Source organism: Flagellimonas sp. L-11 (genome assembly GCF_056857735.1).
This window is the reverse complement of the sequence record NZ_JBSXNR010000066.1, coordinates 16155-42551: the sequence shown is the minus strand read 5'-3', so window position 1 is coordinate 42551 and position 26397 is coordinate 16155. Positions and strand designations below refer to the sequence as shown.

Below are 26397 nucleotides of genomic sequence, written 5' to 3'. Positions count from 1 at the left end.
CTATGTCGGACAAGGGGTGTGGTAGGGAGGGAGCGTTGGCCCATAGGTATGGGCTGTTTTGGGATAACGGGCTACGATTTATAAAATGCTTCCCTTTATGTGGCCGTGGTTTTTAAGGTACTGCTGACCTTTGGTTTCGCTTGACCATGGGATGTTTTTGTTGGAATCGGACAGTTGCTTAAAATGCCTGCTTTTATAAAGTGCCGTCACTTATTTTTTGTGACCTGGTCATTATGGGCCATATTGGATGGGTTCCCGATCGATTGTCCCAATATCCAAATCCTATACACTTGCCTGGCGATGCACTTAAATTTTTTGGATATGAACCATTCGTTGACATCTTCGGCCCTTGAGGCCGAGATACAGGAAATCGAGGCCCATGTGCCCAACGTCATTGAGGCCGCCAAAAAAATCACTGCCCTATGTCGCTCCCGGCTCTGGGAGCTCAGAGATCATGTGGTGCACAAGGGATTTGCGGATGAGATGGAGGAAATCCATTTTTTTAAGCACACCAAACAAGTGCCTTTGGTCCATCTGATCTACTATTCGGAACTCTTGGACCTAGAGCTCAAAATGGCCATCAGCGGTAAAAAGGCCCGAAGGCAATGGATCAAGACAAAGCGGAAGGTATGGACCAGCTTTTTATCTGGACATGCACAGTTTTGGAAGTACATGCATTTGGGCCATACCCATTGGGACCGGCAGTATTTTACCCGAAAGGAAAAGGATGCGCTCAAACCGGGGTATTCCCACCATATCGCCATGGACCCCATCTTTATGACCTCCCATGATGTGCTCTTAGGGCAATTGCAGGCCTATCGGAGGGCCATTGCCTATGTTAGGGATAGACGGAATACACGGGGTTCTGGGACGTTCCGCCCAAGGCTACAATGGTCCTCCACCAAGGCGGCGCTCACCGAATTGGTCTATGCCCTCCACCATACCGGGGCCATCAATGGGGGAAAGGCCGAGGTCAAGGAGATAGCCCAGACCTTATCATCGGCGTTCAATTGTGAGCTTGGCGATTGTTACCGCACCTATACCGAAATCTGTGCCCGGAAAAAGGATAGGACCCGCTTCCTGGACGGGATGGCCTACACCCTTAAAGCACATATGGACAAAGGGAACGTATAAGGTGTTTTGTGCATGGAACGGCTTAGTGGAAGGGGTGTCATCTGTTTCTTTTTTGTTAGCGATGTTTCTGGCGAACTTTCCGGAAGAACAGGCCCGGGGTCAGCCCGATCTTGGATTTCATCGCCCTGGCAAAGACATCGACCGAATTGAAACCAAATTGTTCCGCCAGTTGGATTGTGGAGTGGGTCTTTAAAAGCTCGGGCTGTTCCTTAATTTGGTTGATGGCATGGGTGATTCGAAGATCCCTTAGGTATTGTGAAAAGGGCTGCCCCTTATGGGAATTGATGATCTTGGAAAGGTAGCTCGTATTGGTCCCAAGTAGGGTGGCCAAGGTGCCCAGGCTGGTTCCCTGATCGAGATATCCTTGCTCGTTTTCCCAATGCTCCAAGGACAAAAGAATCCGTTTCACGACTTCCGGTGCTATGTCCATGGGGATGATATTTGCATTGGGTACTTGGCTTATTGTGGGTTCCACAGCTTCCTGAAACACGATGTTCAATTTGCTTTGCGTCTTACGGTATTTGATATAGAAAAAAGCCAATAGGATTACCAGTAAGGTGGCCAGGATCAATTGTGCCTTGATGGTATCTTCCCGCGCCAAAATTTCAGCTGTGAGGGCTTCCGTATTGCTAAGCGCCGCAGCTCTCCCCGAAACCGTATCCGATTCCATCAGTTGATGGAACTGTACTTGAGTATAGGTAGCCTTATGTGGCCTAACCCTATCCAATGCTGCATTTTGAAACCGGGAAGGCCCCATGTGCGTGGTGGCATAGGGATTGGTGGGAAGTAGCTTTGGATTGCACTTGGTTCCCATGTCGTACCCTGGGTGTGGAGTTGTAGGTCTCCATGGGAGCAGCGTGTAACAAACGGTCCTGTATGCGGCGAAACTGTCATTTATCCTTTTAATGCCCGCACGATCCGTTCTTTCCTTGCAATACGCCTCCCGTAACTCTGGTAAAAACCCTGCCTCCTTCGATATCAAGGATTGAATGTTGTCCTTGGTAATCACGGATGCAGGGGCCAAGGTCAATAATGTCAATAGTATTCCAAACCACATCTCTTTCATATTGGACGTATCTTCAAACTCCCTCGTTATGGACCTTGTGGGACAAATGAACATAGGTACGGTATATCTAAAGGGAAGGGAACTAGGTTTTTTAAATATAAAGTATAGTTGAATTACTACAATATCGTAACTATAAATCGTACAAAATATCGGATAAAGGGGATGTTTATGTTAAAGTTTGACCCAAGTGGGGCACAACTTGTGAATTTAATTTTTGTTCTTATTTCATATTTGGGGTCAAACAAATACCTAAAGTCATGCCAGCACATATTGTCACACAGAAAGATCTCGAAGGGTTCAGGGCATCCCTTCTGGAGGAGATCAAGGACATCCTAGTAAAGCATAACGGTATCACCCTGGACCGATGGATCAAATCCAACAGTGTCATGGGGAAATTGGAGATCAGCCCCGGGACCCTTCGGAACCTGCGCATCAATGGGATCATACCCTATACAAAGCTTGGGGGGATCATCTACTATGATCAGGAGGAGATCCATAGGATTTTGATGGACAACAAAAACTTTATGTTAAACGATTGATCATGAAAGTCGCCTTTTACAATCTGCAGAACATCTTTCACCGTCCCATTGATCTGGTCCATCGGTTCCGCGCGGAAAACAGGGCCCGTTGGATAACAGAATTTGAGCGGCTATTGCTTCAAGGGGAACGTTCACAGAAAGACTTTGCGCGGATGCGTGTACTTTCCCATTTTCTAGGATTTGATGACCAAGGTTTTTCAACCCGTTACACCCTTCGAAATGCCATGGGTCAATTATTGGTCTCAAGAGGGCTTGACAAGGGTAAACCTCGGGCAAGCCATCTGACCGATTGGGAAGGCTGGGCCAAAGTGGATTCCTTGCCCATCGATGAGCGGGCCATTGGGAACAAGGCCAAGGTCATCCAAACGATGGACCCGGATATCTTGGTGGTATCGGAGGTAGAGAGCCGTGCCTCCCTAGTGGAATTCAACCGACATTTTCTGGGTTCCGAAGCTACTGCTCCCTATCGGGAAGTGGTCTTTATGGGAACCAATGACCCTTTCGGACGCGGGATGGGGCTCTTGGCCAAAGAAGGGATCGATTTGGTTTCGATGCGAACCAGGGTCAATGAACTTGATGCTTCGGAAAGACCCATATTTGATACGGATTTACAGGAGTATAGGCTCAGGACGGCTTCTGGCAGGACCTTTACCGTTCTTTGTACCTATTTTCCAGATTTTGAAGCTGGCGGGGAAGCGCTTAAAGAACGCCAATGGGAACAATCCAAACATATCGCGGGACTTCTGGCCCAAGGGGAGCATACCGATATGGGAACGATACTGGTGGGCACCCTTAATGCCCCGGCCTATGGCAGCGCCATTTCCCCCTTGATCAAGGACAGTGGGCTTACCGACATTGCGCGACACCCCAGTTTTATGGGAAATCCGGACAAAGGGAAAGATGCGGGCTACTTTAGCTTGGGCGCCTATAAAATGGGGGTGAACACCAAACAACGCGATTACCTCATGTTGTCCGATGATCTTTTTAACGGGCTTGAAAAATGCGGTCTGGTCAGAAAGGGCATGTGGTTCCATGAACGCCCGCAATGGGAAATGCTGGGAAGCATCAAAAGTGAACGGGATGCCGCCAGTGAACACCCGCTGCTCTGGTGTCAAATCCCTATATGATCGGTCTATCTTCTTACCATTGTAAATGTTCGTAATCGATATGGTCGTCATCGAGCTCCAAGTCCGATATGTTGCATTGTAGCCGCTTGGCCTCCCTTTCCAGGAAATCACGATATTCCCTGTATTCTTCGGTAAAGAAAACACCGCGCTTGAGAAGCTCTGGAAGTTTTCTAAAAGCCCTTTTCCCTCCGCCAAGCTGTACATAATCTATATGGATGCCCCTCATGTACTGATAGCTGAACTCATTGGCACCATCCAGGCCGTTTTCGATATAGCCCACTAAATTTTTGGCCCCTATCCCATCAAACTCCTTCATGGCACGCTCCATCCAAAACTCGAGTTGCAGCAGCATGGAAATAGCTAACTTGTCCGTAGGATAAAATTGCATGTTGTACTTGATGGCCGATAGGGAAAACAGCAAGTGGACCCAAGAGATCTTAGTGCCATAATGGGTGGCCCGTTCCGGAGAAAAATGGCTGGACTCCCTTTGGTCCCTACTGCCCTCCTTAGCCTTTCTTATCTCGTAGGAGAACCCACTGATGAGCTTGTCCCTGTTCTCAAATCCCTTTGCATTATGGTAGTGCTCATGGTTCCAGAACTTGCCGATCACATCATACAAACCATCCAGGTCCTCATAGGTGCCCCAAACTTCTACTCCTATTCCTTTTTTTGTCGGTGTTAGGTATAACATTTCAAATACGATTGATGAATTGATACTTTGTCCGTGCTATGTCAATGGACGAAAATTACATAAAAAACAGATCAAGGGCAGGGAACCACCGGTACTTCTTCCTAAAACAGATGCTTTTTAAACCTTGGGACGATGTCTAAAAACATCCCGAAGTTCCCTACACACTTCGACCGTTATTTTTTTGAGTACCCTAAACAGGCTTGCAAATAACTTTTTCATTCCATGATTTTTTTGATTCCCATTAAGATTGCCAATGCCAAGGCATTGATGCTTTCCTGCCGTTCCAAGTGCCGTGACTCGTCCGTATGGGACAAGAAGCCCAGTTCCAACAGTAGGGCGGGGCACACCTTTCGATTGTCGCGCAATACTTGAAAATTGGCCCGCTTTACCCCACGGCTGCGATAGCCCAGATGCCGTTGTAGGTAGGTGTCCATGGCTTTGGCCATGGTGATATGGCTTTGGGGAATCGGCCTGTTGTATAGGTAGATTTCCAATCCCGCCGCATTGGGATTATCGGCATGGTTACAATGTAAGGAGAGAAATAGATCTGGTTTCAGGGCTTTGGCCAGTCGGGTGCGATGGCCCAAGGATATCAGGGTATCTGAATATCGCGAGAGATACATATCATAACGATTGTCCAAAAGTGTCCTGTTGTACCATAATATGGTCTCGGCCAATTGTAGGGTCAGCTCTTTTTCATGGAGTTCATTGATACCAATGGCGCCCGAATCGATTCCGCCATGGCCTGGATCCACAATAATTACCATTTTTTGTTCGGTGTCCCCTTGTCCCCATGCACTTAGGCAGAGGGCAAACAGGGCACATAAGAGGAAAATTTTTTGCTGTTCCATATCCGTTTCATTTTTAAGATACATTGTGCAATCTGTAACGCTTTCCTCAAATCCCTTGGGATTCCTTAAAATTTAACGCTGCTGTCCGTTAATTTTTAGCGTATTGACACCCTTTCCATGGCTTACGGATACTTTTCGAAAAAGTTTATTCATCAATCGGCCCAATCGGCCACAAAAACGGACATCATGAAAAAAACATTGTTAAGTATCTGGGCCATCCTCCTTACGGGCTTGCCCACTTTTGCACAGATCGGGGGCATCGAGGATTCGGTCAATGACATCTCCGATACTATTCGAACCATCTTTCCCCTCCTCCTAGGGGTCATTTTTTTGGTCGGCTTCCTGTTCAATGCAGGCCATTTTTTTGGGGAGAACGCAGACCTAAAAAAGGGAATTACCCGGGTATTGGTTTTTGTGCTCATTGCAGGGGCCGTGGTCGGCATCTTTACCTATCTCATCGGGATCGTTGTCTGATCTTTTTACAGATCCAACAAAAGTCATTTCCTATGAGAACGTACAAAATCTATAAGGACATCCGTAAAGGGGCAAGGATATGGGGGCTTCCCATATCCCTGTTTGCCCTAATGATGCTCTCCATCTTGGCTTCCCTGCTGATCATCATCTTTTCCTTCAGCCTTATGGTCATCATCTTGGCCATGGTCTGGAACTGTTGTTGGTATGCGGGGCTGGCCAAGATGGCCTCCAACAAGCACTTATTGGATTTCAACAGGGTCTTTCCCAGTTGTATCAGCAATAAACCCGATAATCTATTGAACCATGTCGAAAATTAATATCGCCTCCCATCATCCGATTTTGGACATACGGGACCATATCATCTTTGCCAACAATGGTAATGTGTTGGCCTGCTATAAGGTTTTGCTCCCAGAGGTCCATTCGCTTTCCGAAACCGATTTTGAAGGGTTGCACGGCAATTGGTTTCAGGCCTTTAAATCCCTTCCTATCGGTACCGTGATCCATAAACAGGATTGCTATCTGAAATCCTCCTTCACTTCGGGCTATCTGCGCAAGGACACCTTTCTCTCCAAAGCGACCCATGATTATTTCAAGGGAAGGGAATATATGGAACACCAGAGCTATCTGTTCTTTACTTGTCCCAGGAGGATGGGTTTCAACAATCCCAAATATGTGAATCCCTTTAAAAGCATGCCTAAGGAATTGCCAGGCAAACTGGATGATAGGGTGAAGCAATTTTTGGATGCGGTCAGCGATGCGGTGAATTATCTCAACAATGGACAGAAAATCCGCTTGGAGCCTATGGTGGACAGCGAAATTTTGGACTTGGCCCAAAACCAGCTCAACGGCCATAATCCCGATTGTGATACCGATATCGTTCTGGATGGCCCCAAAGTGGCCATCGGGAACCATCACTTTGATGTACTGGCCATCAATAGCGAATCCTGTTTTGGGGACAGTGTACAGACCAGTAAGGTCAACGAACGGTTTACCTCGGATGATTTTACCTTTCACCAAGGGTTCATCGACGGTCTTGGCCTTTCCCTCAAGGAAAACCATATCATCAACCAGATCATCTATCTCGATGATAGGCACCAATGGAGAAGGCAGCTGGAGAAAAAGGTGGAGGAACTGAAAAAGAGTTCCAATTTTGGGACACAGAACAAGGTGGTCCTCAAAAAAATCGAACATATCCTGGACCAGATCAACAAGGATGACCATGCACGAATCGTTCGTGGACACCTCAATATCATCCATTGGAACCGGGATGGGGAGCAACTGGAACGTACCAACGCACAGATCAGGGCCGAGCTTAAGGAACTGGATATGGTGCCCTATTACCCGTGTGGCAAGGAACGCAAAAACTATATCCTGAACAGTTTCCCTTGTTTTGCCCCCAATTTCTCCAGCGAGGATCTTTATGTGACCGATCTCAAGCACGCCCTTTGTCTTTGGATCAATACCACCAATTACAGCACGGACAGCACGGGGATCGTGTTCAATGATAGGGAGTTCAACATTCCAGTGCTGAAGGATGTCTGGGACGAAGGGAAAAAGCGTATCAAGGCTAGGAACTTTGCCGTTTTTGCCCCGACCGGGGAAGGGAAGTCCTTTTTGGCAAACAACATTCTCCGTCAATACTTTGAGGCCGGCGTCCGTCTGGTCATCATCGATCTGGGCGGTTCCTATACCAAGTTCGCGAGCCTCTATCCAGAGCAGAGCACCGTGCTTCGCTATGAAAACGGCAAGAGCCTTGGCATCAATCCCTTTTACATATCGAACAGCGAGGATGTAACCCCGGAACGCTTGGAGGATCTTTCCCTGTTCCTCTTCGAGTTGATGGGGGCGGGCACCAAGCCCCAAAAGGAAAGCTCGGTGGCCTTGAAGAAAATATTGCTGGCCTATTATACCGAAAGCCAAATTACTCCACATACGTTGGAGGGTTTCTACCAATTTGTCAGCCGACAGCAAAAGGGACTTCTTTCACAATTGCAGATCCATCCTGAATATTTCAATATCAAGGGATTCCTGCACATCCTTTCGGAATATGTGGGAGACGGACTCTATAGCTTTCTCTTTGGAACCAGCGAAGATAGGTCCTATCGATTGGAGGACAAACGGTTGATCGTGTTCGAACTTGACGAGGTGAAGGACAACAAGGAAATCCTCTCCGTGATGCTCAAGCTCATCAAAACGGCCATCCAACGGACCGTTTGGAGGAACAGGGCAGAGCGGGGCATCATCCTCTTTGATGAGTTTGCCAAACAGCTCAAGTTCGACAATGTACTGGAAAGCGTGGAGTTTTATTACCAGGCCATCCGGAAACAGGAAGGGGCCATTGGCATTATTTTACAGTCCATCAACCAACTGCCCAGGAACTCGACCTCGGCCAGTATCCTGGAGAACACCCAAATTATCTACAGTCTGCGTAACGAAAAGGGCTATGCCGCCCTAAAGGAAAGGCTTCAGCTATCCTCGCATGACCTTGACCAACTGAAATCCATCAGGAACAACCTTTCGGGACAACGTAAATACACCGAAATATTTATAAAGATCGGAAAGGAAAGCAACATATTCCGGTTGGAGGTCCCCCCGGAAGTATATGCCGCATATCTGACCGATGGCCCGGACAACAGGGCCATCATGGCAAACTATACGGAAACGGGCTGTATGGAAAAAGCCATCAAAAAGTTTATTCATCAAAAATCAAGAACATCATGAAAACAAACATCAAAACATTGGGCACTGCCCTGACCTTAGCTTTTTTTAAGGCCAGCAGGCGCCGCTGTACCCAGCATGACCCTAATAAACAGAACACCATCAGAAAGCATACCAAAACACTGATGATCACCCTATTCATCCTAATACCAAAAGGCCACAGTGTGGCCCAGGGGATGCCGGTGTATGACAATACCAACTTCATCACCTTGGGCAAACAGATTGTTGAATCGGCCAAACAGACCTCCGAACTCTTGAAGACCGTGGAATTTTTGCGGGAACAGAAAGAGCGCATCGAAAAGGTCAGCGATGTCATCAAACAATTGAAGGCCGTCCGTGAACTGACACGGAACAATGGGCGCCTTTTCGATATGGTCCGCAATGACCTCAGGGACATCTTGGACTCTCCCCACATTCGTCCGGAAGAGGTGGAACGTATCTCGAATGCCTTCAATGCCATCATCGAGCATTCCTTGGAAGACCTGGAATTTGTGGAGGACATACTCTCCAGCGATTTTTTGAAGATGACCGATGCGGAACGGATCGCGGTCCTCAAGGAAAAGGAATTACGATCCAAGGAAATGGTCGGGGAAATCCAGCAAAAGGCCAAACGATACCGGGACATTATTTCCTTTCGGAAAATGCAGGAGGCCATCAATAACCGTACAACAAACTATTGAAGATGGCCGGCCTATTGTTAAGTATCGGATTGGAGTATGTGGATGCGGTGTACGACACCATCACGGGAAGTGATTTTTCACAGTACACCATTACGGGGATGAAGACTCTGGCCCTGCTGTTCTTTTTGATCAACATCATCAAGAAGTACAACGAGGGCATTGCCGAACGGGATGGATACACCTGGGGGCTGACCCCAACGGAACTGGCAAAGAATTTTACGGTAGTCGTTTTGGTCCTGTTTTCCGATCAGGTATTGGATGCCTTTGACACCATTCTGGTTGGTATCGAGACCCAATACCGCAGCACGGCACCCGAACTGTTGCCCTTGCAGTTGCAGGATATTCCAATTGAAGAGGATTCCGGGATCATGGACGCTGCACGAAAGGGGATGGCACTGCTCTATGAGGCCCTGGTCAGCCCCTTGTTCGGCATGCGGCTTTTGGCCTTTATCATCAGTGTGCTCCTCTGGTTGTTGGACCTGTTTATCTATCCGCTCTTTTTGGCGGAACGCTTTTTTCTGTTGGGCATCATGCGCGCCTTTTTTCCCTTAGTGATCAGCTTGGCCGTTTTTGAGAAATTCAGGAACCTGGCCTACAACTTCTTCAAGCTCTATGTGGCCGTCTATATGTTGGTGCCCGCCTTTTTTCTGGTGAACATCTTTATCAATGCCCTTTATGGGGAACTGACCGACAACTTTTGGATGAACCTCTTCGGGACGGATTATGGGAGCTCGGTGTTTGCGCCTTTGGTGGAACTGGGCACCATCGGGTTTATCGTCTTTTTGAAATTCAAACTCTACCGAAGGGCGACCTCTTTTTCACTCAGACTCTTCGGTGCCTAGTACCGGATAAAACATAACATATTATGAAAACAATGTATAAAAATATAGCTGAAATACTAAGGGCCAATCGTTTTGTGGTCCTGACCGTGGTCATTACATCGGCCCTCTGTACGATGGGTTCCGTTTTGGTAGCCTATAAGATGTACAGGCAAACCAAGACGGGAACCTTTGCCATTGGAACGGATGGGTCGGTCATTCCATTGAAATGGACGCTCCAAAAGGAAAACCGGGAAGTGGAGGCCCTGGCCCATATCGAGCAGTTCCACAAGTACTTTTATGGTATCGATGCCAGTAACTATCAAAAGCATTTGGAAAAGGCCCTATGGTTGGGGGACAGTTCGGTGGACAATGTATACCGGCAAAAAAGGGCCGATGGGGTCTATAACCGGCTCTTGCAATATTCTCTGGTCCAAAAAGTGTTGTCCGTGGAAACGGAACTATTGGGAGAATCAGGAGCCTTCTCCTTCAGGTCCCGGGTGGTTTTTGAAATTGACAGGGGTTCGGTGACCGATACCTACGAGCTGTGGACCTCCGGCCAGCTCATCACGGTGGACCGGCATTTCCCCAAGAATCCCCATGGACTGTTGATTACGGCCTATTTTGAAAATCGATTGAAAAAGGTCAATGACCTATAAAGACCACTGTTATGAAACTGGATAAAAAGAAAATCGTTTTTGGGATCGTCATTCTGTTGGTCCTGATATTTATGGTGGTGTATGCCATGCTCTTCCTGACCGATGGGGGTGGTTCAGGGGCACAACTGGATCAACCCTTGGTGCCTGCCCTGGAAACGGCCCAAAAGGAATATACCTCCAAACTGGAGGCCCTCGATGATCTTAAGGAAGTGAAGACGACCAATGCCCCAAGTATGTATGATGAGAAGTATTTGGATACAACGGGCGTATTTGACCCAAACCTGATCGATGCGGAAAAGGCAAAAATAGTGGACAGCATCTACCGGCTGGGGCGTATCGATTATACCCAAGGGTCTTACCGGAAAACACTTGTAGAAAATAAGGGGAAGGTCCATGTTCCCAATAAAAAGTGGGATCAAGAAAATGTACCGGAACCAAAAGAGGACACAAAACGTACCTTACCGGAAATGGCCTTGGACCATCAACTGTTCTTTGCATCAGCTCCCCGATTCGATGTGAAAGATGGGAATGGCTTGGTCGTTTCGGCGGTGGTACATCGGACACAGACCGTCAGGGCCAACGACCGATTGGAATTCCATACCTCGGAGGAAGTGATCATCCAGGGGGATACCATCCCTAGGAACACCGTAATATTCGGCATCGTGGGCTTTCAACCCAATAGAATGGTACTGGATATCAGGAATATTGATCATATCCCCGTAAGCTTAAGGGCCTATGACTATCGGGATGGACTGGAAGGCCTGTATATCCAGAATTCTTTTAGAGCCGAACTGTCCAGGGAACTGATGGACGATGTCGTGGACGACATCAATGTGCCGGGAGTGCCCCAGGTCAAGGGCCTGAAAAACATCTTTAAACGATCCAATCGAAAGGTTAGGGCCACCGTAAACAAAAACTATAAAATCCTTTTAAAACTGAAACCTTGAGTCCTCGTTCGACTGGGGCTTCTAAAACCATATCGTCATGAAAAATACGATCATCATCTTGGGGATGTTTCTTGCAGTCACATCCCATGCTGCCAACAACAAAACCTTGGATACCATTTATGCCAACGAACACATGAACATGGCCCTGTTCTTTCCCTCCAAGATCAAACAGGGCATTGTGGGCAACGACAATTTTGCCTTTACCTATAACCGGGAAAAAGCACAGACCTTGGGTCTGTTAAAGGCCGTTCCCGGTAAGGACAGCAATCTACTGGTGATCACGGAGGACGGGAGTGTCTATTCCTATATGGTCCGCTACGCCAAGGAACTCGAATATCCCAATAGATTTATTGGGTTGGCGGAACGGATCGGAACCGAAGACCAAGGGGTAGGGGAAGATGTTCAGCAGGAAAGGGTAGCCCAGACTTTGGTTGCGGATTCCTCGGAGGTTTCCACAATCAGTGATCGCAGGTTTCAGAACTCCTGCGAATCACTCTTGCAACTGCCCGAGCGAAAACATTCGGTTAAGAGAGAGCAGGGGCTCTCATTGGCCGTAAAGAATATGTGCCATATGGAAGACGAGGTGTATGTCCAGTTTGAGATAGCGAACCATTCCGGTGTCCGGTTTGATTTTGGAGATCTGGAGCTTTTCAAGATTAGTGGTAAAAGGGGCAGGAGGGCTTCCTACCAGGAATTGGAACTGCTGCCCCTGTATAGGTATGGTGCCCCCAGAAGTGTTATGCATGGCCAAAAAGCTCGCTTGGTGTATGTCTTTCCGAAATTTCATTTGGACAAAGGGGAGAGACTAAAGGCCGAACTTACTGAGCGAGGGACCACCAGAAGGGTCGGTTTAGCGTTTCGATGGGGGAGCTGAAAGCCTTGAAATAATTCGCTGCAAAGACCGTTGTTTGAAAGGGTTGGATATCCTAAAGCATATTTTTCCGATTAACATCAAAAATGATGGAAGATAAATAAGAAATTTTGGTGCCCTGACCGAGGGCAAACGAACATGTTCTTATCTTTTGGGATGGGATTTTGAAGAATTTACCTTTTTACCATTCGTGTAACAATGGACTCTAAAAATCAGGGTCCTTTGTAACATAAAAGGTAATGCAAAAAGCACCTACATCTCGGAAAATCTCAATGAACATCATTTTCAGCAACCTAAGGATAAGTATGATTTTAATTCCGGTTTTACTGGACAAAAATGATTAAAAAACTATATTTATCCCAGATGCACAAAAATATTGATTCTCCCCATTTTTTGTGTATCCAAGTCAGGTTATGTAATGGGGGAAATAAAATTTTAAAACAGGAAAAATGAGACAACCCAACGTATGGTTAGTGGATGATGATGACATTTATATCTATGTAACCAAAAAAGTATTGGCGCATTTGTCGGATAATATCAAATTGCACTCCTTTGGGAATGGAGCAGTAGCCATAGCAGCCTTACAAAAATGTGTGGATGAGGACCAAAATTTACCCGGCATCATTTTAGTGGATATCAATATGCCAGAATTGGACGGATGGGGCTTTTTAACCGAATTCAGGAAACTAAAGAAGAAGATTTCCTCCGAGTTGAAAATTTATATGGTGACCTCCTCCAAAGATCAACGTGACGAATCGAAAGCTCAAGAGTTCAATGAACTCAGTGGTTACTTAGTGAAACCGGTGTTTGAGGATCAATTGGTGAAACTGTTGACCGACACCTACGGGAATGATTGGTAGGTACTGAACAAACAAACCCCGGATTAAACCCAATTCGGGGTTTGCCCAGTTTTCAACGCCAATATGTTAACCTCCAAATATTTTATACTGCCAAATCAACTTTTTTGGAAAATAATTCTATGACAAGATCTTTGGCATGGAGCTGTGGTGGTTCCCGCATCTGGTTCCACGGTAAGCACAGAGAACAACCCATTGACCAAAAAGGGGCTATGCTGTTTTATTTATAGAAGTTCCAAAAACCACGCTCCATCCAATTGGCCGTAACACAGGATAAGGGATGACATTTGGGAATTAACAAACAACCATGGGATATCAAAGCCAGCTCGTAAAATGGACATGTGTTTTTCCCGTCCCCAGAACAGAAAAACAAATGGGTGATTTTTAATAACGCTCTGACAAATAACAAGACTGAAAAAATGGATAATAAACAGTATAGCGACCTTTTACTCAATCAAACCAAAGACCTGATTTGGATGGTTGACCAAAATTTACATTTGGTTTATGCCAATAAAGCTTTTCTCAACCTGATGAAAGAAGTGACGGGTAAAGAAAAAAAACTAAACACTCCTATTCTAGTAGAAGACTTTGGCCAGAGCTATATTGAAAAGTGGAAATCGTATTATCAGAGAGCACTTTCAGGTGAGTCCTTCAACATTGAAGAACATTTCATCCACCCCGGAGATAATCAGGTTCAATACGGCCACATATCTTTCTCCCCCATAAAAGGCGAAGATGGCAAAATTCAAAGTGTGGCATGCCGAAATACTGACGTAACCAATATTGTCCAAGAAAAGTATCGTGCCAGCTCATTGATGGATTCATCCCTAGATGTTTTTTGTACCATTGATGAAGCAGGGAATTTTGTTTATGTAAGTGCTGCTTCCACAGAGCATTGGGGCTATCTTCCTGAAGAATTAATAGATAAACCCTACCGAGATCTTATTCTTGAAGAGGATTTGGAGAAAACTGACATTGTAGCGTCCGAAATAATGGCAGGAAAAATTTATAAGTCCTTTAACAATCGGTTTCACAAGAAAAATGGGGATATAGCCTATAATTTATGGTCGGCAAGATGGGACGATCAAGTCAAATTGATGTATTGTGTAGCCAGAGATGCAAAGGAAAAGATAGAAGAAGAGCAACAACTTAAACTACTCAGTAGTGTAATCACAAGCACCAATGATGCGGTTTTGATCACCGAAGCCGAACCTGTAAGCGGACCCGGCCCCAGAATCATTTATGTAAACGAAGCTTTTACCCGGATGACGGGCTATACCGCTGAAGAAGTGATTGGTAAAACGCCCCGAATTTTGCAAGGTCCCAAGTCCGACTTTGAAGCATTGGCAAAATTGGGAGATTCGCTACGAAATTGGCAGACGCATGAAATTACTACTATAAACTACAAAAAGAACGGAGAAGAGTTTTGGGTCAACTTCACGGTAACCCCGGTGGCTGATGAAACAGGCTGGTACACGCACTGGATTGCCATTATGAGGGATGTAACTGCTCAAAAGAATGCCGAGTTGGAAAAAAGCTTTTTAGCCCAAATCTCCACCTGCTTTCTGGAAGAGGAAATAAACCAAGCGGGTAAAGCCATTTGTGAAGTTATTCGGGATTTTGCCGACTTTGATTTGGTTGAGCTATGGTGTCCGAATTTGGAGCTTACCTATTTATCAAGAATTTCAGTATGCTCCCGTGCCAAAGACTTTGAAGACACAAATAACTCCACCTTCCAATTTTCAAAAGGCGAAGGCCTGTCCGGGAAAGTTTGGAAGCAAAAAAAACAATTGCTGTGGGATAAGGAAAAAATCACAAAATATTTTCTGCGCAAAAAGGAAGCCGAAAATGCAGGGCTAACGCATCTTTTGGGGGTTCCTTTGACACATCAGAACCAAATTACAGGAGTATTGGTCATAGGTACTACAAGTGGTGATGCAAGCTTGCAAAAATTTAGCGGACTCTTAAAAAATCTGGAAGCATTTATCGGCTCCGAAATCAACCGCAGTAGATTGGAGGATGATCTTAAGCATTTATATCAAGCCATCCCAGAAATTCTTTGTATAGCTGATTTTCAAGGACGTTTTTTGAAAATGAACCCTGCGGGGTGTGAACTTTTAGGCTATACGGAAGAAGAAATACTTTTTCACCCCTTTGATGAATTTACACATCCTGAAGATAGAGCTATTTCAGCTAATGAGGTGAAAAAGTTGGGACAGGGCGCTACCACATTTCAATTTGAAAACAGATACATCACCAAGGACGGACGAATCATCTGGTTGAGCTGGAACTGTAACTCGTCTGTTCAAGAAGGATTGATCTATGCGGCTGCCAAAGATATCACCAAGGAAAAAGTGCTGCGTCAACTGAATAAGCAGGCCAATACCATGGCCAAAATCGGCTCTTGGGAAGTAGATGTAGAAAAAGGCACCGTATTCTGGACTGAGATGGTACATCAGCTACATGAAACCGATGCTATCAGCTTTTCGCCCGATCTAGCTTCTTCTATCAACTTTTACCGCGAAGATTTCAGGCCGATGGTTCAGGAATTGGTGACAAAAAGTGTGGAAAAAGGTATAGACTTCGACTTTGAGGCAGTCATTGTTACAAAAAATCAAAATGAAAAATGGGTTCGTACTATAGGAAAAGTAGAACGGGTTAATGGTATCACCAAACGTCTATTCGGTAGTTTTCAGGATATTTCGGAAATTAAAGCAACCGAATTGGCCTTAATCGAAAGTGAAGCAAAGTTCAAGACTATTTTTGAAATCGCATCTTTGGGAATTACTCAGGTATCTCCGGTTGATGGACAGATCCTGCTTGTCAATTCTCACTATGAGGAGATTACAGGCTACAGCATTGATGAAATGCTACAAATGACATTTAAGGATTTGACCCATCCTGATGATCAAGAACAAGATTGGGAGTTGTTCCATAAAGCAGCTAAAGGAGAATTGATATACCGTAATGAAAAACGCTACATCAAAAAGGACGGATCTATCGTTTGGGTGCGTATTCATTTGGCATTTATCAGAGATGAGGATGGAACCCCCGTTAAAACAGTAGCAATCTGTGAAGATATTACGGGTCGAAAAGAAGCTGAATTAAGGTTACAGGATATTACCAACGACCTTCCGGGAGTTTCTTTTCAATATCATTTGTATCCAGATGGTACAGATAAGGTTTTTACTGTTTCCAAGGGGTCGGAAAGGATTTGGGGACTCAGGCCCGAGCAGTGTGAAAAAGATATCAATCTCATTTGGGATCTAATAAAAAAGGGGGGTGATTATGAACGTGTGGTGCAGGATATCACACATTCTAAAGAGACCAAAACACCTTGGCACAGCAAAATGAGGATTATGCTGCAGGATGGTCAAGTGAGATGGGTCGAAGGTTTTGGTACGCCTCAATTTTTGCCAGATGGCACGGTAGTTTATAACTCCATGATCTTCGATAACACCGATGAGAAAAAAGCTGTTGACCTCTACGAAGAGGCTTCCGAAATGGCCCAAATTGGGAATTGGGAACTAAACCTTGCCAACCAGGATGAAACTGATAACATGTACTGGTCACCTATGCTAAGACAGATTCTGGAAGTAGGTGATGATTATAACCCATCGCTTACCGGAGGCTTCGAGTTCTATGAAGTAGATAGCAAAGTATTGATTCAAGAAGCAGTTGAAAAACTCATGGCATCAGGGACTCCCTTTGATTTGGAGTTATTGATCAGAACAGCAAAAGGAATGAATAAATGGATTCGCTGTATCGGAAATGGGGAATTTATTGACGGAAAATGTATAAGGATCTATGGTAGTTTTCAGGATATACACGACCGAAAAACCGCTGAACTGCAACTTAAATCGCTTACTGACAACCTTCCTGGGGTGATTTTCCAATACCTGCTCCATACTGACGGGAATGACCAAATTCTATACATCAGCGAGGGAAGCTACAAAGTCTGGGGACTGTCACCACAGGAATGTATGAGCTCTCCGGAAAAGATATGGCAACAAATAGAGGCCGGTGGCAACAAGGATGAAGTAGTAGCAAGCATCATGGAATCTGCCGAACATCTTACTCCTTGGTATGCCGAATGGAAAAACATATCTCCCGACGGAACAAAGAAATGGTACGAAGGAAGAGGTTTGCCACAAAAACTGAAGGACGGAGCGGTGTTGTGGAATTCGGTGATCATCGATATTACAGAGAAGAAGGAACTAGAAGAAAAGTACAAACAATCTCAAGCTGAAAGGGCCACTATACTTGAAAGTATTTCAGACGCATTTTATGCTGTGGATGAGGATTGGAACTTTACCTACTTCAATAAAGAAGCAGAAAACCTTTTGAAGAAAAGGGCTGAGGAAGTTTTGGGTGGCAATATTTGGGAAATCTTCGCCCCGGCTGAAGGAACCGAGATTGAAAAAATATACAGGAGAGTGGCTTCATCAGAGAATCCTGAAAATTTTGAATATTTCTATCCCGGTGATAATTCTTGGTATGAACTGGCCGCTTACCCTTCTAATGGTGGTGTAGCAGCTTATTTTAAGAATATTGATGAGCGAAAGAAGGTTGCGGAGGAACTGGAAAAGGCCTATCATGAAAAAAACAATATACTGGAAAGTATCGGAGATGCCTTTTTTACCATTGATAGCGATTGGACTGTTACCTACTGGAATAGGCAAGCGGAGAAGTTACTTGGATTACCGAAAGGAGAAATTGTTGGAAAGAACCTATGGGAAGTATTTGCAGATGCCATTGATTCGGATTTTTATCGCCAATATCACCATGCGATGAAAACGGGAGAAACGGTTCGCTTTGAAGAAAAATATGAAACACAAGGAAAATGGTTTGAAGTGAATGTTTATCCATCGGACACTGGACTATCCATTTACTTTACGGATGTTACCCTTAGAAAAGAAGCCGATGAGCGGTTGATTAAAGCAAACGAAAGGTTCGAAAAAGTAACGGAAGCTACCAATGATGCCATTTGGGATTGGGATATTGTGAATGACACGTTTTATAGGTCTCAAAATATCCTGAAATTTTTTGGCAAGGAAACCGCTACAGAGTTAACCAGCAAAGATTTCTGGACCGATTCTTTCCACCCGGATGATCTCAAAATTATTAAAGAGAGTATTTCCAATACACTCAAGGATGATCGGACCAATCGTTGGGAAATGGAATATAGAATTTTGAATGAAAAAGGAAATACACTATATGTGATAGATAGAGGATTTATCATAAGAGGTGGTTCTGGTGAAGCCATCCGAATGATTGGAGCAATGACGGATATTACCGAACGAAAACAAAGTGAGCAACAGCTTCTGGCTGTCAATAGAAAATTGGAAACCCAAACCAGGGAATTGGAGCGGTCCAATGAAGAATTGGAACAATTCGCCTTTATCACTTCACATGATTTACAGGAACCACTTCGAATGATTTCAGGCTTTATGGATCAGCTGGACAGGAAATATGCCGATCAATTGGATGATAAGGCAAAACAGTACATTCACTACGCCAAGGATGGGGCCAAGCGGATGAAGCAGATTATCCTGGACCTACTTCTGTATTCAAGAGTTAATAGGCCCACTGAGTTCCAAGAAGCTGTAAACCTGAATGAAATCGTATCAGAGTTTTTACAATTAAGAAGAAAGTTAATCGCTGAAAAAAAGGCAGTAATTCATGTGGACCAATTGCCGGAACTAATAACCTTCAAAGCTCCTGTAACACAACTGTTTAATTGTTTGCTGGATAATGCCTTAAAATACACCAGGGAGAGTGTGACGCCTGCCATTGCTATCAAGGTGGTTGATAAGGAGGGGTTTTGGGAGTTTTCCATTAAGGACAATGGGATAGGGATTGACGATCGATTCTATGAAAAGGTGTTCATCATTTTCCAAAGGTTACACAATAGAAAGGAGTATGATGGTACCGGTATTGGTTTATCCATTGCGAAACGAGCAGTAGAGTTTCTGGGTGGAGAGATTTGGGTGAAGTCCACCTTGGGAGAAGGATCAACATTTTATTTTAAAATACCAAAGAAATGATATTAGGATATTGGAAAAAGTATAAGCTAAAGATAGCCCAGAATTGTGACACTTCCCTCGAGGAATCTATGGATGGTGTCAATTATTGGAGAAACAGGCTTTTTGCTTCCACATTAATCTTTATCCTACCCTTTTGTTTCATTGCAATGCTTCCTGTACTTGTACTTAATATTTATAAAAATGTAAGTACTATTATTTTATTGGATATTGTTACCATATGCATTATGTGTTTTATAGCATTTATGCCCAGAATAAGTCTCAATGTACGTAAGACGATTTTTTCCTGTACGGTATTTGCGTTTGCGGTATCCCTTAATACACTAACACCATCTTCGGGCCCGGTACTTGTTTACATGATGGCAGGTTGCATTTATTCCATAATCATTTTCGATAATAAGTATGCATACTGGTGGAGCCATTTCGTATTGCTTTTATCTGTATTGATCGGGGTTGCCATTCAATTCAATTTACTTCAGTTTAGCAATAATATCGATTTAAAATCAGTGACAGAATGGGCTGCTGTTTCCTCTAATCTTGTTTTCCTATGTTATCTGTCATCAGCTCTCATCCCTCAAATTTTCAGAGGTATAGAAAACTATATACTTGAGCAAGAGAGGTTAAGAATGGAACTTGAGAAAAGTACAAAGACATTGCAAGCCAAAAATGAGGAGCTCGAGCAGTACGCATATATTGCATCTCATGATCTACAGGAACCCTTGAGGATGGTAAGCAGCTTTATGGAAAAACTGGAAAAAAAATATGCTGGTCTTTTGGACGATAAAGGGCTTCAATACATACATTATGCCACAGATGGTGCCAATCGCATGAAGCAGATCATACAGGATTTGTTGCTTTATTCCAGAATAAACGCATCCACAGAGGAGCCAGAGGAGGTAATTTTAAATGATGTACTGACCGAATATTTGGACTTGAGGAGGAAGCTAATTACCGATAAGAAAGCTGAAATTAAGTATAAAAACCTTCCAGAATTAAAGAGTTTGAAAGTTCCGTTGACACAAATTATCCATAGCTTGCTAGACAATGCCATTAAGTACACCAAAGTGGATGAGCCTCCAATAATTGAGATAGAAGCGCTAGATAAAGGAGAGTTTTGGCAGTTTGCAATAAAGGATAATGGGATTGGAATCGATAAAAGGTTCCATGATAAGGTATTTATCATATTCCAGCGACTTCATAATAGAAGTGAATTTGACGGTACCGGTATTGGTTTGGCGATTGCCAAACGAGCAGTAGCGTTTCTGGGGGGAGAGATATGGGTGGAATCCAAGGTTGGTGAAGGCACTACATTTTACTTTACAATTTCAAAAATTCCTGATAAAACTGAAAAAACACGATAGCGGTAATAAGCAAATTTTGAAATTAGAAACAGTATGGAAGAAAAGGAATCCCATCAAAATATACCTAAAGGATTAAAGCTGCTCACTAAAAGTTGGGAGTTGAACAAGTAGGAACATATAAGCAGTCAACTATGGAAAAAATAGACATACAAATCCTTGCGCAATCAGCCGATAAGATTGCCAAACAGATTTTGGAGTTACATTTTAAACATCATCCTGAGTCGATAGAATGCTACGGTGCAGCTGGTAAGGATCGATGCTATGAAGACGCTGTTTTTCATCTCAAATTCCTGGCGGAAGCAATTACTATGGAGTTGCCCGATATGTATGCCAATTATATACTTTGGGCAGCTTCCATGCTGGACTCAAGAAATATTCCTGAATCAGTCCTTTATAATGACATAGATTATGTACAGAAAAGCATAAAAGAAGTATTGGGGAGTCAATATACAACACTTACCGAACCCTACATTCAAGCCGCAAAAGAAAAACTGAGTAATCGAAAGGCAGAAAATAATTCCTATATAAATGAAAGTAATCCTTTAAAAAATGAAGTCTCAAACTATTTGGATTATTTACTTAACGGGAAACGTCAACTGGCCAATACATTGGTTAACGAGCTCATTCAAAATGGAGTATCCATTAAAAATATCTATCAAGACATTTTTCAGGTATCACAATATGAAGTTGGAAGACTCTGGCAATGCAATAAAATTACGGTGGCTCACGAGCACTATTGTACAGCTGCTACACAGCAAATTATGTCAGGCCTTTATCAATATATTTTTAACATGGACCGAAATGGAAAAACACTTGTTGCATGCTCTATTTCAGGGGAATTGCACGAAATGGGCATCCGGATGGTGGCAGACTATTTTGAAATGGAGGGTTGGGACACTTATTATTTGGGAACAAATTTACCGGAAAAACAGATTGAAACTTACTTGATTGAATACAAGGCTGATATTTTGGCACTTTCTGTTACCCTTCCGTTGCATGTTAGTAAAGCGGCAGCTTTAATAAAAAGTATAAAAACAAACCCATCAACTCAACATGTGAAAATCATGGTTGGGGGCTACCCGTTCATAAATAATCCGGAACTATGGCAAAGAGTATCAGCAGATGGGTTTGCGCAAAATGCTGAGCAAGCCATTTTAAAGGCAAATGAACTAATCTATAATTAGTATGGAAATTAAAGCCGATCATCATAAAATTATAATTGCTTGTAATAAGCACGGGCTTGTACAAGAGTTGTATTTAGATACAGCTTTATTATTGAATGGCATTATACTGCCTGTTGGCCTGCACACACTTTTTGCCTCCAATTCGTTAAAGGATTTAGGCGTTTTTTGGCTTTCCATTATCAACAATAAAATTGAGGAAAATCATGTATTAACGTTGAGTTGTAATGAAAGGCAATTGACGTACGTTTTTTCAGGCTACCTCTTGGGAGACAAGGTGTTATTGACCGGAAATACCGAGCTATCTGCGCCTGCAACTGCCTTGGATGAACTTATGAAAATCTCCAATGAGCAGGTGAACAAACTAAGACTCTCCGAGAAAGAAATATTCAATTTAAAAGTTAAATCAAGAAAACCTGATAATGACAATTCGATATTGGACGATTTTTCAGCCATTAATAATGAATTAGTAAATAGCAAAAGGGAATTGATTAGAAAAAGTAAAAGAATTGAGTTGTTGAATAAAGAGCTAGAAGCATTAAATGATAACCTGAACAATTTTACCTATTCTGTGTCACACGACCTTAGAGAGCCATTAAGGATGGTTAAATCCTTCTTGGGATTACTTGAAAAAAAATATGAGGCTAATTTAGACGAAAAGGGTAAGTCCTACTTGAAATTCGCAACTGGTGGAGCAAAAAAACTTGATGAGATGTTTAATGCCCTATTAGAATTTCACAGAACAGAAAATGCAGTCAATGATGAAGTAGTTGACCTAAATTTGGTTTTAATAGAAGTCCGAAAAACATTAAAATTGATGATAGATGAAAAGGGCGCAAAAATTGAAAGCAGTAATCTGCCATTGGTAAAAGGCTCATACACAGGCTATTTTCAGGTTTTTCAAAACCTCATTTCCAATGCCATTAAGTTTACACCTGAAGATAGGTTTCCGGTCATTGGCATATCAACGGAGTTGATAGATGGTCAACCAACACTTATCATAAAAGACAATGGTTTGGGTATACCGAAAAATCAACATGAAAATATATTTATGATTTTTAAACGTCTGGATAATTCACAAGAACAAAAGGGTAAAGGCATTGGTTTGGCCCTTGTAAAAAGAAATATTGAACAAATGAAAGGTAAGATATGGTTGACATCTGAATTAGATAAAGGCACTATCTTCTATATAACACTAAATACATATGAAAAACCATGACAAGTAATCCAAAACCTGCACATATCCTTCTGGTAGAAGACAATGAAGGAGATATCCTGCTTACCCTTGATGCTTTTGAGGAAAGTAAGTTTCATTCACAGGTAAGTGTAGCTAGGAATGGACAGGAAGCATTGGACTTTCTCAAAAAGCAAGGTGAATTTTCGGGCGCTCAAAAAGCCGATTTGATTTTGTTGGATATCAACATACCCATATTTAGCGGACATGAGGTGCTGGAAGAAATCAAACGGAATGAAAATTTAAAGAAAATTCCGGTCATCATGCTAACTACCTCCTCCAATCAAAAGGACATAGATAAGGCATACGGCAATTATTGTAACAGCTATATTCAAAAGCCGTTGGAAATGGAAGAGTTTATGCAGGCAGTTCTTAAAATTGAAGAGTTTTGGCTGCAGCTAGCAACACTGGCCAGATGAATAAAAAATAAAACATGAGTAAAAAGTTCTCAGTTGTCGTGATAGAAGACAACGATGGTGATTTTGTGTTAATTGAAGATTTCTTGATTGAGACTTTTAAAACAGTTCAGATCGAAAGATGTGATTCATATAGTGACTTTGAAGAATTCACAAATAATGAAAATGGAAAATATGACTTGATCCTTTTGGATTTGCATTTGTCTGATTTCTCAGGTCTGGATCTAATTCAAAGAGTTGTTTCTGAAAAGTTTCAAGTCCCCATAATAATCTTAACAGGATATTCAGACATTAATTTAGCCAAGGAAAGCCTTAAACTAGGTGTTGAAGATTTTTTGATCAAAGATGAAATAACACCAAGTATTCTTCATAAAAGCATTGAGTTTGCATTCAGTAGAAGTCAGTATGTAACGCATATTGAAGAACAGAATAAAAAACTAAGAAACATTGCATGGACACAGTCCCATCTTGTAAGAGCGCCTTTGTCAAGAATTTTGGGGATAGTGAATTTAATCGAAATGGAGACAGATGGTTTGGATGATGACCTGCTGTTCCTTTTAAAGAACCTAAGGGTTTCATCTAACGAAATGGATGAAATCGTGAATAAAATCACCGAAGAAGCCCAAGAAATTCAATTAAACAAGAATAATGAACACAACAGTTTAAATCATGGATAATGATCCATTACCTCGTTTAATTGTAGGGAAAATGATGAACAGAGTTGACAATGGTTTGACATGTGTTCATTGTGAAAACGGAAGATTAAAGCCATCCAACAATCGGTCTTGGTGTTCTGAAATACGGGGTTTTGTGTTGGTTTCGAGGGTGCTCAATTTTATCCAGCGAAGGTGGTATACTATGTCCAGCATTTCCAATAGGGAAACTTTTAAGTCCTTTTGCACAAAACAAAAGCGAAAAGGGCATTTCGCACTTACCAATATCCTTTATTATAATTCCCCCTATCTCTAGGACAGTATTTCTTTAAAAATAAGTGTGATGATGATGTTGAAAGAGGGGGGGCGGGGGGGAGACTCATAACCTGCCCTTTTTGTTGAAAACCCATCTTTTCCCTTGTGTACATCATGCCACCTTTTTTATCCTTTGTTGATACCATGTTGACGGGGTCTCGTCCTCACTTGGATTCAAGGGCAATGTACCAAACCGAAAGGCTTGCTTCCGTTTTTCTCGACTTCGTTGAAAGGATTGCATTTTGGCAACAGCTAATCATAAAGGCCCGTCGACAAAAATCCCACAATTTCCATGTAACTATACCTGCTTTTTTGACTCGTAGCCATCTATCTTCTTAAAATCTGGCCCCTAGTCCCTTATCCCTTGATACCCCTCGTTATGGCTACTGGGTTTTTTAAGGTACGTACTATTCCGTAGGGTCTTATTTCTTACAGGCCACCTATAAGATAGTGGTTTGAAATAAGCTTGAATTCCATGTATTGCCATTGTTTTTTCCGTGGCTCCCATTCCTTTCGTATTTCCCGTTCTTGATTCCCTTGTCCAAGCCGTCCGTGCTTCCTTTTTGACGGCAAAACAACAACATCCAGCCTTGCGGGCGGCATAAAGCCGCTTCGCTTTTTATACGCCCTTGTACAAGCCTGGAGGTTGTACCGCGATCAGCAACAAAAAGGATACGTGACGGCCCTATGGGAAGTAAATCATTTAAACCAAGAACGATGAAATCATACGAAAACAATAAAACGGGAGCACTTCAAAAGTTAAAAACGAACAAAAAGGAAAACGCTCTGGATATAATAAGTAAATCAGTTTTCAACGCCCTGACGGATAGGGCTTCATATAATTCTAATCTTTAAATTTTTTAATCATGAGTACATTGAGAAACAAAGTCCAATTGATCGGGAACATCGGAAACGACCCCAAAGTGGCCGTATTGGAAAGCGGCAGCAAGACCGTACGCTTTGCCATGGCCACCAACGAGTATTACAAAAACGCCCAAGGGGAAAAGGTACAGTCCACCCAGTGGCACAACGTGGTGGCCTGGGACAAAAGGGCGGAGGTCATCGAACAGTATGCCCACAAGGGCAAGGAAATCGCCATCGAGGGCAAACTGGTATCCCGAAGCTATACCAATGAAATGGATGTCAAGGTCTATGTGACCGAGATTGTGGCCACCGAGATCCTGCTCTTGGGAGGCAAGGAATCCCAAGAAGCCGAGCCAATCCCCGAAAAGGGAAAAGGCCAAAAAACGGCTTCAAAGGCCAAGAACCCTAAAACGGCCAAGACTGCCTAATGCGGTCGAGCCGATGCCTTAAGAGGGTGGGCAGCTAAAAACTTCCGCCCTCTTTTTTTCATCAGCACCCTAATACCATCATCATGGGAACTCAAGTCAACGAAATCAGCATCCGCTACAAAGAACCCGTACCCGCCCCCTTTTGGAAACAGATAAAATCCTCCAAGGATGCCGCGGAACTGCTCTACCAAACATGGAACGCCGATACCATCGCCGTACATGAATCCTTTAAGATCGTCCTGCTCAACAACAGCAACAAGGTCAAGGGCATCTACCAAATCTCGCAAGGCGGGATCACGGGAACCTTGGTAGATCTGCGCATCCTCTTCGCCGTAGTGCTCAAAACGCTCTCCGTGGGCATCCTGCTCGCCCATTATGTAAAGTGTTTTTTTATGTAAAGTGAAGCAGCCAAAACCCTGTCATTGTTAGAAAGTATTGGAAATAACTTTACATAAAAATATCACGTATA

Annotated in this window: 23 protein-coding genes; 20 read left to right on the top strand and 3 right to left on the bottom strand. The window is 43.4% G+C overall.

The features are described 5' to 3' along the window. Nucleotides 1-321: 321 nt before the first annotated feature. Complete coding sequence (locus AC13CC_RS11825; RefSeq protein ID WP_482876411.1) at nucleotides 322-1134, top strand: RteC domain-containing protein; 813 nt, start codon at nucleotides 322-324, stop codon at nucleotides 1132-1134. Between the two features lie 55 nt (nucleotides 1135-1189). Here the strand turns inward: AC13CC_RS11825 and AC13CC_RS11820 are convergent, their stop codons facing one another. Then, nucleotides 1190-2200 carry a helix-turn-helix domain-containing protein gene (locus tag AC13CC_RS11820; RefSeq protein ID WP_482876410.1) on the bottom strand — a complete coding sequence of 337 codons (1011 nt, stop codon included), beginning with the start codon at nucleotides 2198-2200 and terminating at the stop codon, nucleotides 1190-1192. Nucleotides 2201-2457: 257 nt separating this feature from the next. Between AC13CC_RS11820 and AC13CC_RS11815 the strand changes: the two genes are divergently transcribed. Further along, complete coding sequence (locus AC13CC_RS11815; RefSeq protein ID WP_482876409.1) at nucleotides 2458-2739, top strand: helix-turn-helix domain-containing protein; 282 nt, start codon at nucleotides 2458-2460, stop codon at nucleotides 2737-2739. 2 nt (nucleotides 2740-2741) lie between these two features. Next, entirely contained in the window at nucleotides 2742-3866 is a 1125-nt protein-coding gene (locus AC13CC_RS11810) for a hypothetical protein (RefSeq protein ID WP_482876407.1), read from the top strand. 13 nt (nucleotides 3867-3879) lie between these two features. On the opposite strand, the gene AC13CC_RS11805 is transcribed toward AC13CC_RS11810, so the two are convergent. Then, nucleotides 3880-4557 carry a DUF6904 family protein gene (locus tag AC13CC_RS11805; protein WP_482876406.1) on the bottom strand — a complete coding sequence of 226 codons (678 nt, stop codon included), beginning with the start codon at nucleotides 4555-4557 and terminating at the stop codon, nucleotides 3880-3882. 215 nt (nucleotides 4558-4772) lie between these two features. Beyond that, nucleotides 4773-5408 (bottom strand): N-acetylmuramoyl-L-alanine amidase family protein, encoded by a 636-nt coding sequence (locus AC13CC_RS11800; protein ID WP_482876404.1) that lies wholly within the window; start codon nucleotides 5406-5408, stop codon nucleotides 4773-4775. Between the two features lie 186 nt (nucleotides 5409-5594). Between AC13CC_RS11800 and AC13CC_RS11795 the strand changes: the two genes are divergently transcribed. The 17 genes from AC13CC_RS11795 (at nucleotide 5595) to AC13CC_RS11715 (ending at nucleotide 26326) form a co-directional block, all read left to right on the top strand. Then, entirely contained in the window at nucleotides 5595-5882 is a 288-nt protein-coding gene (locus tag AC13CC_RS11795) for a hypothetical protein (RefSeq protein ID WP_482876403.1), read from the top strand. A 32-nt stretch (nucleotides 5883-5914) separates the two neighbouring features. Next, complete coding sequence (locus AC13CC_RS11790; protein ID WP_482876402.1) at nucleotides 5915-6199, top strand: hypothetical protein; 285 nt, start codon at nucleotides 5915-5917, stop codon at nucleotides 6197-6199. Beyond that, nucleotides 6186-8603 (top strand): TraG family conjugative transposon ATPase, encoded by a 2418-nt coding sequence (locus AC13CC_RS11785; RefSeq protein ID WP_482876401.1) that lies wholly within the window; start codon nucleotides 6186-6188, stop codon nucleotides 8601-8603. The genes AC13CC_RS11790 and AC13CC_RS11785 overlap by 14 nt, the downstream gene beginning before the upstream one ends. Before the next feature lie 122 nt (nucleotides 8604-8725). After that, on the top strand, nucleotides 8726-9280 hold the full coding sequence (locus AC13CC_RS11780) for a TrbJ/VirB5 family protein (RefSeq protein WP_482876435.1): 555 nt from the start codon (nucleotides 8726-8728) through the stop codon (nucleotides 9278-9280). A 2-nt stretch (nucleotides 9281-9282) separates the two neighbouring features. Next, complete coding sequence (locus AC13CC_RS11775) at nucleotides 9283-10122, top strand: hypothetical protein (RefSeq protein WP_482876400.1); 840 nt, start codon at nucleotides 9283-9285, stop codon at nucleotides 10120-10122. Between the two features lie 23 nt (nucleotides 10123-10145). Then, entirely contained in the window at nucleotides 10146-10757 is a 612-nt protein-coding gene (locus AC13CC_RS11770; protein WP_482876399.1) for a conjugal transfer protein TraK, read from the top strand. Nucleotides 10758-10768: 11 nt separating this feature from the next. Further along, complete coding sequence (gene traM, locus AC13CC_RS11765) at nucleotides 10769-11704, top strand: conjugative transposon protein TraM (protein ID WP_482876398.1); 936 nt, start codon at nucleotides 10769-10771, stop codon at nucleotides 11702-11704. A gap of 37 nt (nucleotides 11705-11741) precedes the next feature. Next, nucleotides 11742-12578 carry a DUF4138 domain-containing protein gene (locus tag AC13CC_RS11760; protein WP_482876397.1) on the top strand — a complete coding sequence of 279 codons (837 nt, stop codon included), beginning with the start codon at nucleotides 11742-11744 and terminating at the stop codon, nucleotides 12576-12578. Nucleotides 12579-13024: 446 nt separating this feature from the next. Beyond that, complete coding sequence (locus AC13CC_RS11755) at nucleotides 13025-13435, top strand: response regulator (RefSeq protein WP_482876395.1); 411 nt, start codon at nucleotides 13025-13027, stop codon at nucleotides 13433-13435. A 416-nt stretch (nucleotides 13436-13851) separates the two neighbouring features. Next, nucleotides 13852-19479, top strand: coding sequence for a PAS domain S-box protein (locus AC13CC_RS11750; protein WP_482876394.1), 5628 nt, complete (start codon nucleotides 13852-13854; stop codon nucleotides 19477-19479). Further along, nucleotides 19476-20837 carry a sensor histidine kinase gene (locus tag AC13CC_RS11745; RefSeq protein WP_482876393.1) on the top strand — a complete coding sequence of 454 codons (1362 nt, stop codon included), beginning with the start codon at nucleotides 19476-19478 and terminating at the stop codon, nucleotides 20835-20837. Before AC13CC_RS11750 ends, AC13CC_RS11745 begins: the two co-directional genes overlap by 4 nt. 131 nt (nucleotides 20838-20968) lie before the next feature. Then, nucleotides 20969-22021, top strand: a complete 1053-nt coding sequence (locus AC13CC_RS11740; RefSeq protein ID WP_482876392.1) for a cobalamin B12-binding domain-containing protein — start codon at nucleotides 20969-20971, stop codon at nucleotides 22019-22021. Nucleotide 22022: 1 nt separating this feature from the next. Beyond that, nucleotides 22023-23237, top strand: a complete 1215-nt coding sequence (locus AC13CC_RS11735; protein ID WP_482876391.1) for a sensor histidine kinase — start codon at nucleotides 22023-22025, stop codon at nucleotides 23235-23237. After that, a complete protein-coding gene (locus AC13CC_RS11730; RefSeq protein ID WP_482876390.1) occupies nucleotides 23234-23671 on the top strand; it encodes a response regulator in 438 nt (145 codons plus the stop codon). The genes AC13CC_RS11735 and AC13CC_RS11730 overlap by 4 nt, the downstream gene beginning before the upstream one ends. Before the next feature lie 14 nt (nucleotides 23672-23685). Continuing rightward, nucleotides 23686-24345 carry a response regulator gene (locus tag AC13CC_RS11725; protein ID WP_482876389.1) on the top strand — a complete coding sequence of 220 codons (660 nt, stop codon included), beginning with the start codon at nucleotides 23686-23688 and terminating at the stop codon, nucleotides 24343-24345. A gap of 1157 nt (nucleotides 24346-25502) precedes the next feature. Next, a complete protein-coding gene (locus AC13CC_RS11720) occupies nucleotides 25503-25928 on the top strand; it encodes a single-stranded DNA-binding protein (protein WP_482876387.1) in 426 nt (141 codons plus the stop codon). A gap of 83 nt (nucleotides 25929-26011) precedes the next feature. Further along, nucleotides 26012-26326: a JAB domain-containing protein gene (locus tag AC13CC_RS11715; RefSeq protein WP_482876386.1), complete on the top strand. Its 315-nt coding sequence runs from the start codon at nucleotides 26012-26014 to the stop codon at nucleotides 26324-26326. Nucleotides 26327-26397: the final 71 nt, after the last annotated feature.

Coding starts and splice junctions, on each gene's coding strand:
- AC13CC_RS11720 (WP_482876387.1), top strand. CDS start 25,503: ATGAGTACATTGAGAAACAAAGTCCAATTGATCGGGAACATCGGAAAC.
- AC13CC_RS11780 (WP_482876435.1), top strand. CDS start 8,726: ATGATCACCCTATTCATCCTAATACCAAAAGGCCACAGTGTGGCCCAG.
- AC13CC_RS11815 (WP_482876409.1), top strand. CDS start 2,458: ATGCCAGCACATATTGTCACACAGAAAGATCTCGAAGGGTTCAGGGCA.
- AC13CC_RS11825 (WP_482876411.1), top strand. CDS start 322: ATGAACCATTCGTTGACATCTTCGGCCCTTGAGGCCGAGATACAGGAA.
- AC13CC_RS11785 (WP_482876401.1), top strand. CDS start 6,186: ATGTCGAAAATTAATATCGCCTCCCATCATCCGATTTTGGACATACGG.
- AC13CC_RS11810 (WP_482876407.1), top strand. CDS start 2,742: ATGAAAGTCGCCTTTTACAATCTGCAGAACATCTTTCACCGTCCCATT.
- AC13CC_RS11730 (WP_482876390.1), top strand. CDS start 23,234: ATGACAAGTAATCCAAAACCTGCACATATCCTTCTGGTAGAAGACAAT.
- AC13CC_RS11790 (WP_482876402.1), top strand. CDS start 5,915: ATGAGAACGTACAAAATCTATAAGGACATCCGTAAAGGGGCAAGGATA.
- AC13CC_RS11750 (WP_482876394.1), top strand. CDS start 13,852: ATGGATAATAAACAGTATAGCGACCTTTTACTCAATCAAACCAAAGAC.
- AC13CC_RS11740 (WP_482876392.1), top strand. CDS start 20,969: ATGGAAAAAATAGACATACAAATCCTTGCGCAATCAGCCGATAAGATT.
- AC13CC_RS11715 (WP_482876386.1), top strand. CDS start 26,012: ATGGGAACTCAAGTCAACGAAATCAGCATCCGCTACAAAGAACCCGTA.
- AC13CC_RS11770 (WP_482876399.1), top strand. CDS start 10,146: ATGAAAACAATGTATAAAAATATAGCTGAAATACTAAGGGCCAATCGT.
- AC13CC_RS11760 (WP_482876397.1), top strand. CDS start 11,742: ATGAAAAATACGATCATCATCTTGGGGATGTTTCTTGCAGTCACATCC.
- AC13CC_RS11755 (WP_482876395.1), top strand. CDS start 13,025: ATGAGACAACCCAACGTATGGTTAGTGGATGATGATGACATTTATATC.
- AC13CC_RS11820 (WP_482876410.1), bottom strand. CDS start 2,200: ATGAAAGAGATGTGGTTTGGAATACTATTGACATTATTGACCTTGGCC.
- AC13CC_RS11800 (WP_482876404.1), bottom strand. CDS start 5,408: ATGGAACAGCAAAAAATTTTCCTCTTATGTGCCCTGTTTGCCCTCTGC.
- AC13CC_RS11805 (WP_482876406.1), bottom strand. CDS start 4,557: ATGTTATACCTAACACCGACAAAAAAAGGAATAGGAGTAGAAGTTTGG.
- traM (WP_482876398.1), top strand. CDS start 10,769: ATGAAACTGGATAAAAAGAAAATCGTTTTTGGGATCGTCATTCTGTTG.
- AC13CC_RS11795 (WP_482876403.1), top strand. CDS start 5,595: ATGAAAAAAACATTGTTAAGTATCTGGGCCATCCTCCTTACGGGCTTG.
- AC13CC_RS11745 (WP_482876393.1), top strand. CDS start 19,476: ATGATATTAGGATATTGGAAAAAGTATAAGCTAAAGATAGCCCAGAAT.
- AC13CC_RS11735 (WP_482876391.1), top strand. CDS start 22,023: ATGGAAATTAAAGCCGATCATCATAAAATTATAATTGCTTGTAATAAG.
- AC13CC_RS11775 (WP_482876400.1), top strand. CDS start 9,283: ATGGCCGGCCTATTGTTAAGTATCGGATTGGAGTATGTGGATGCGGTG.
- AC13CC_RS11725 (WP_482876389.1), top strand. CDS start 23,686: ATGAGTAAAAAGTTCTCAGTTGTCGTGATAGAAGACAACGATGGTGAT.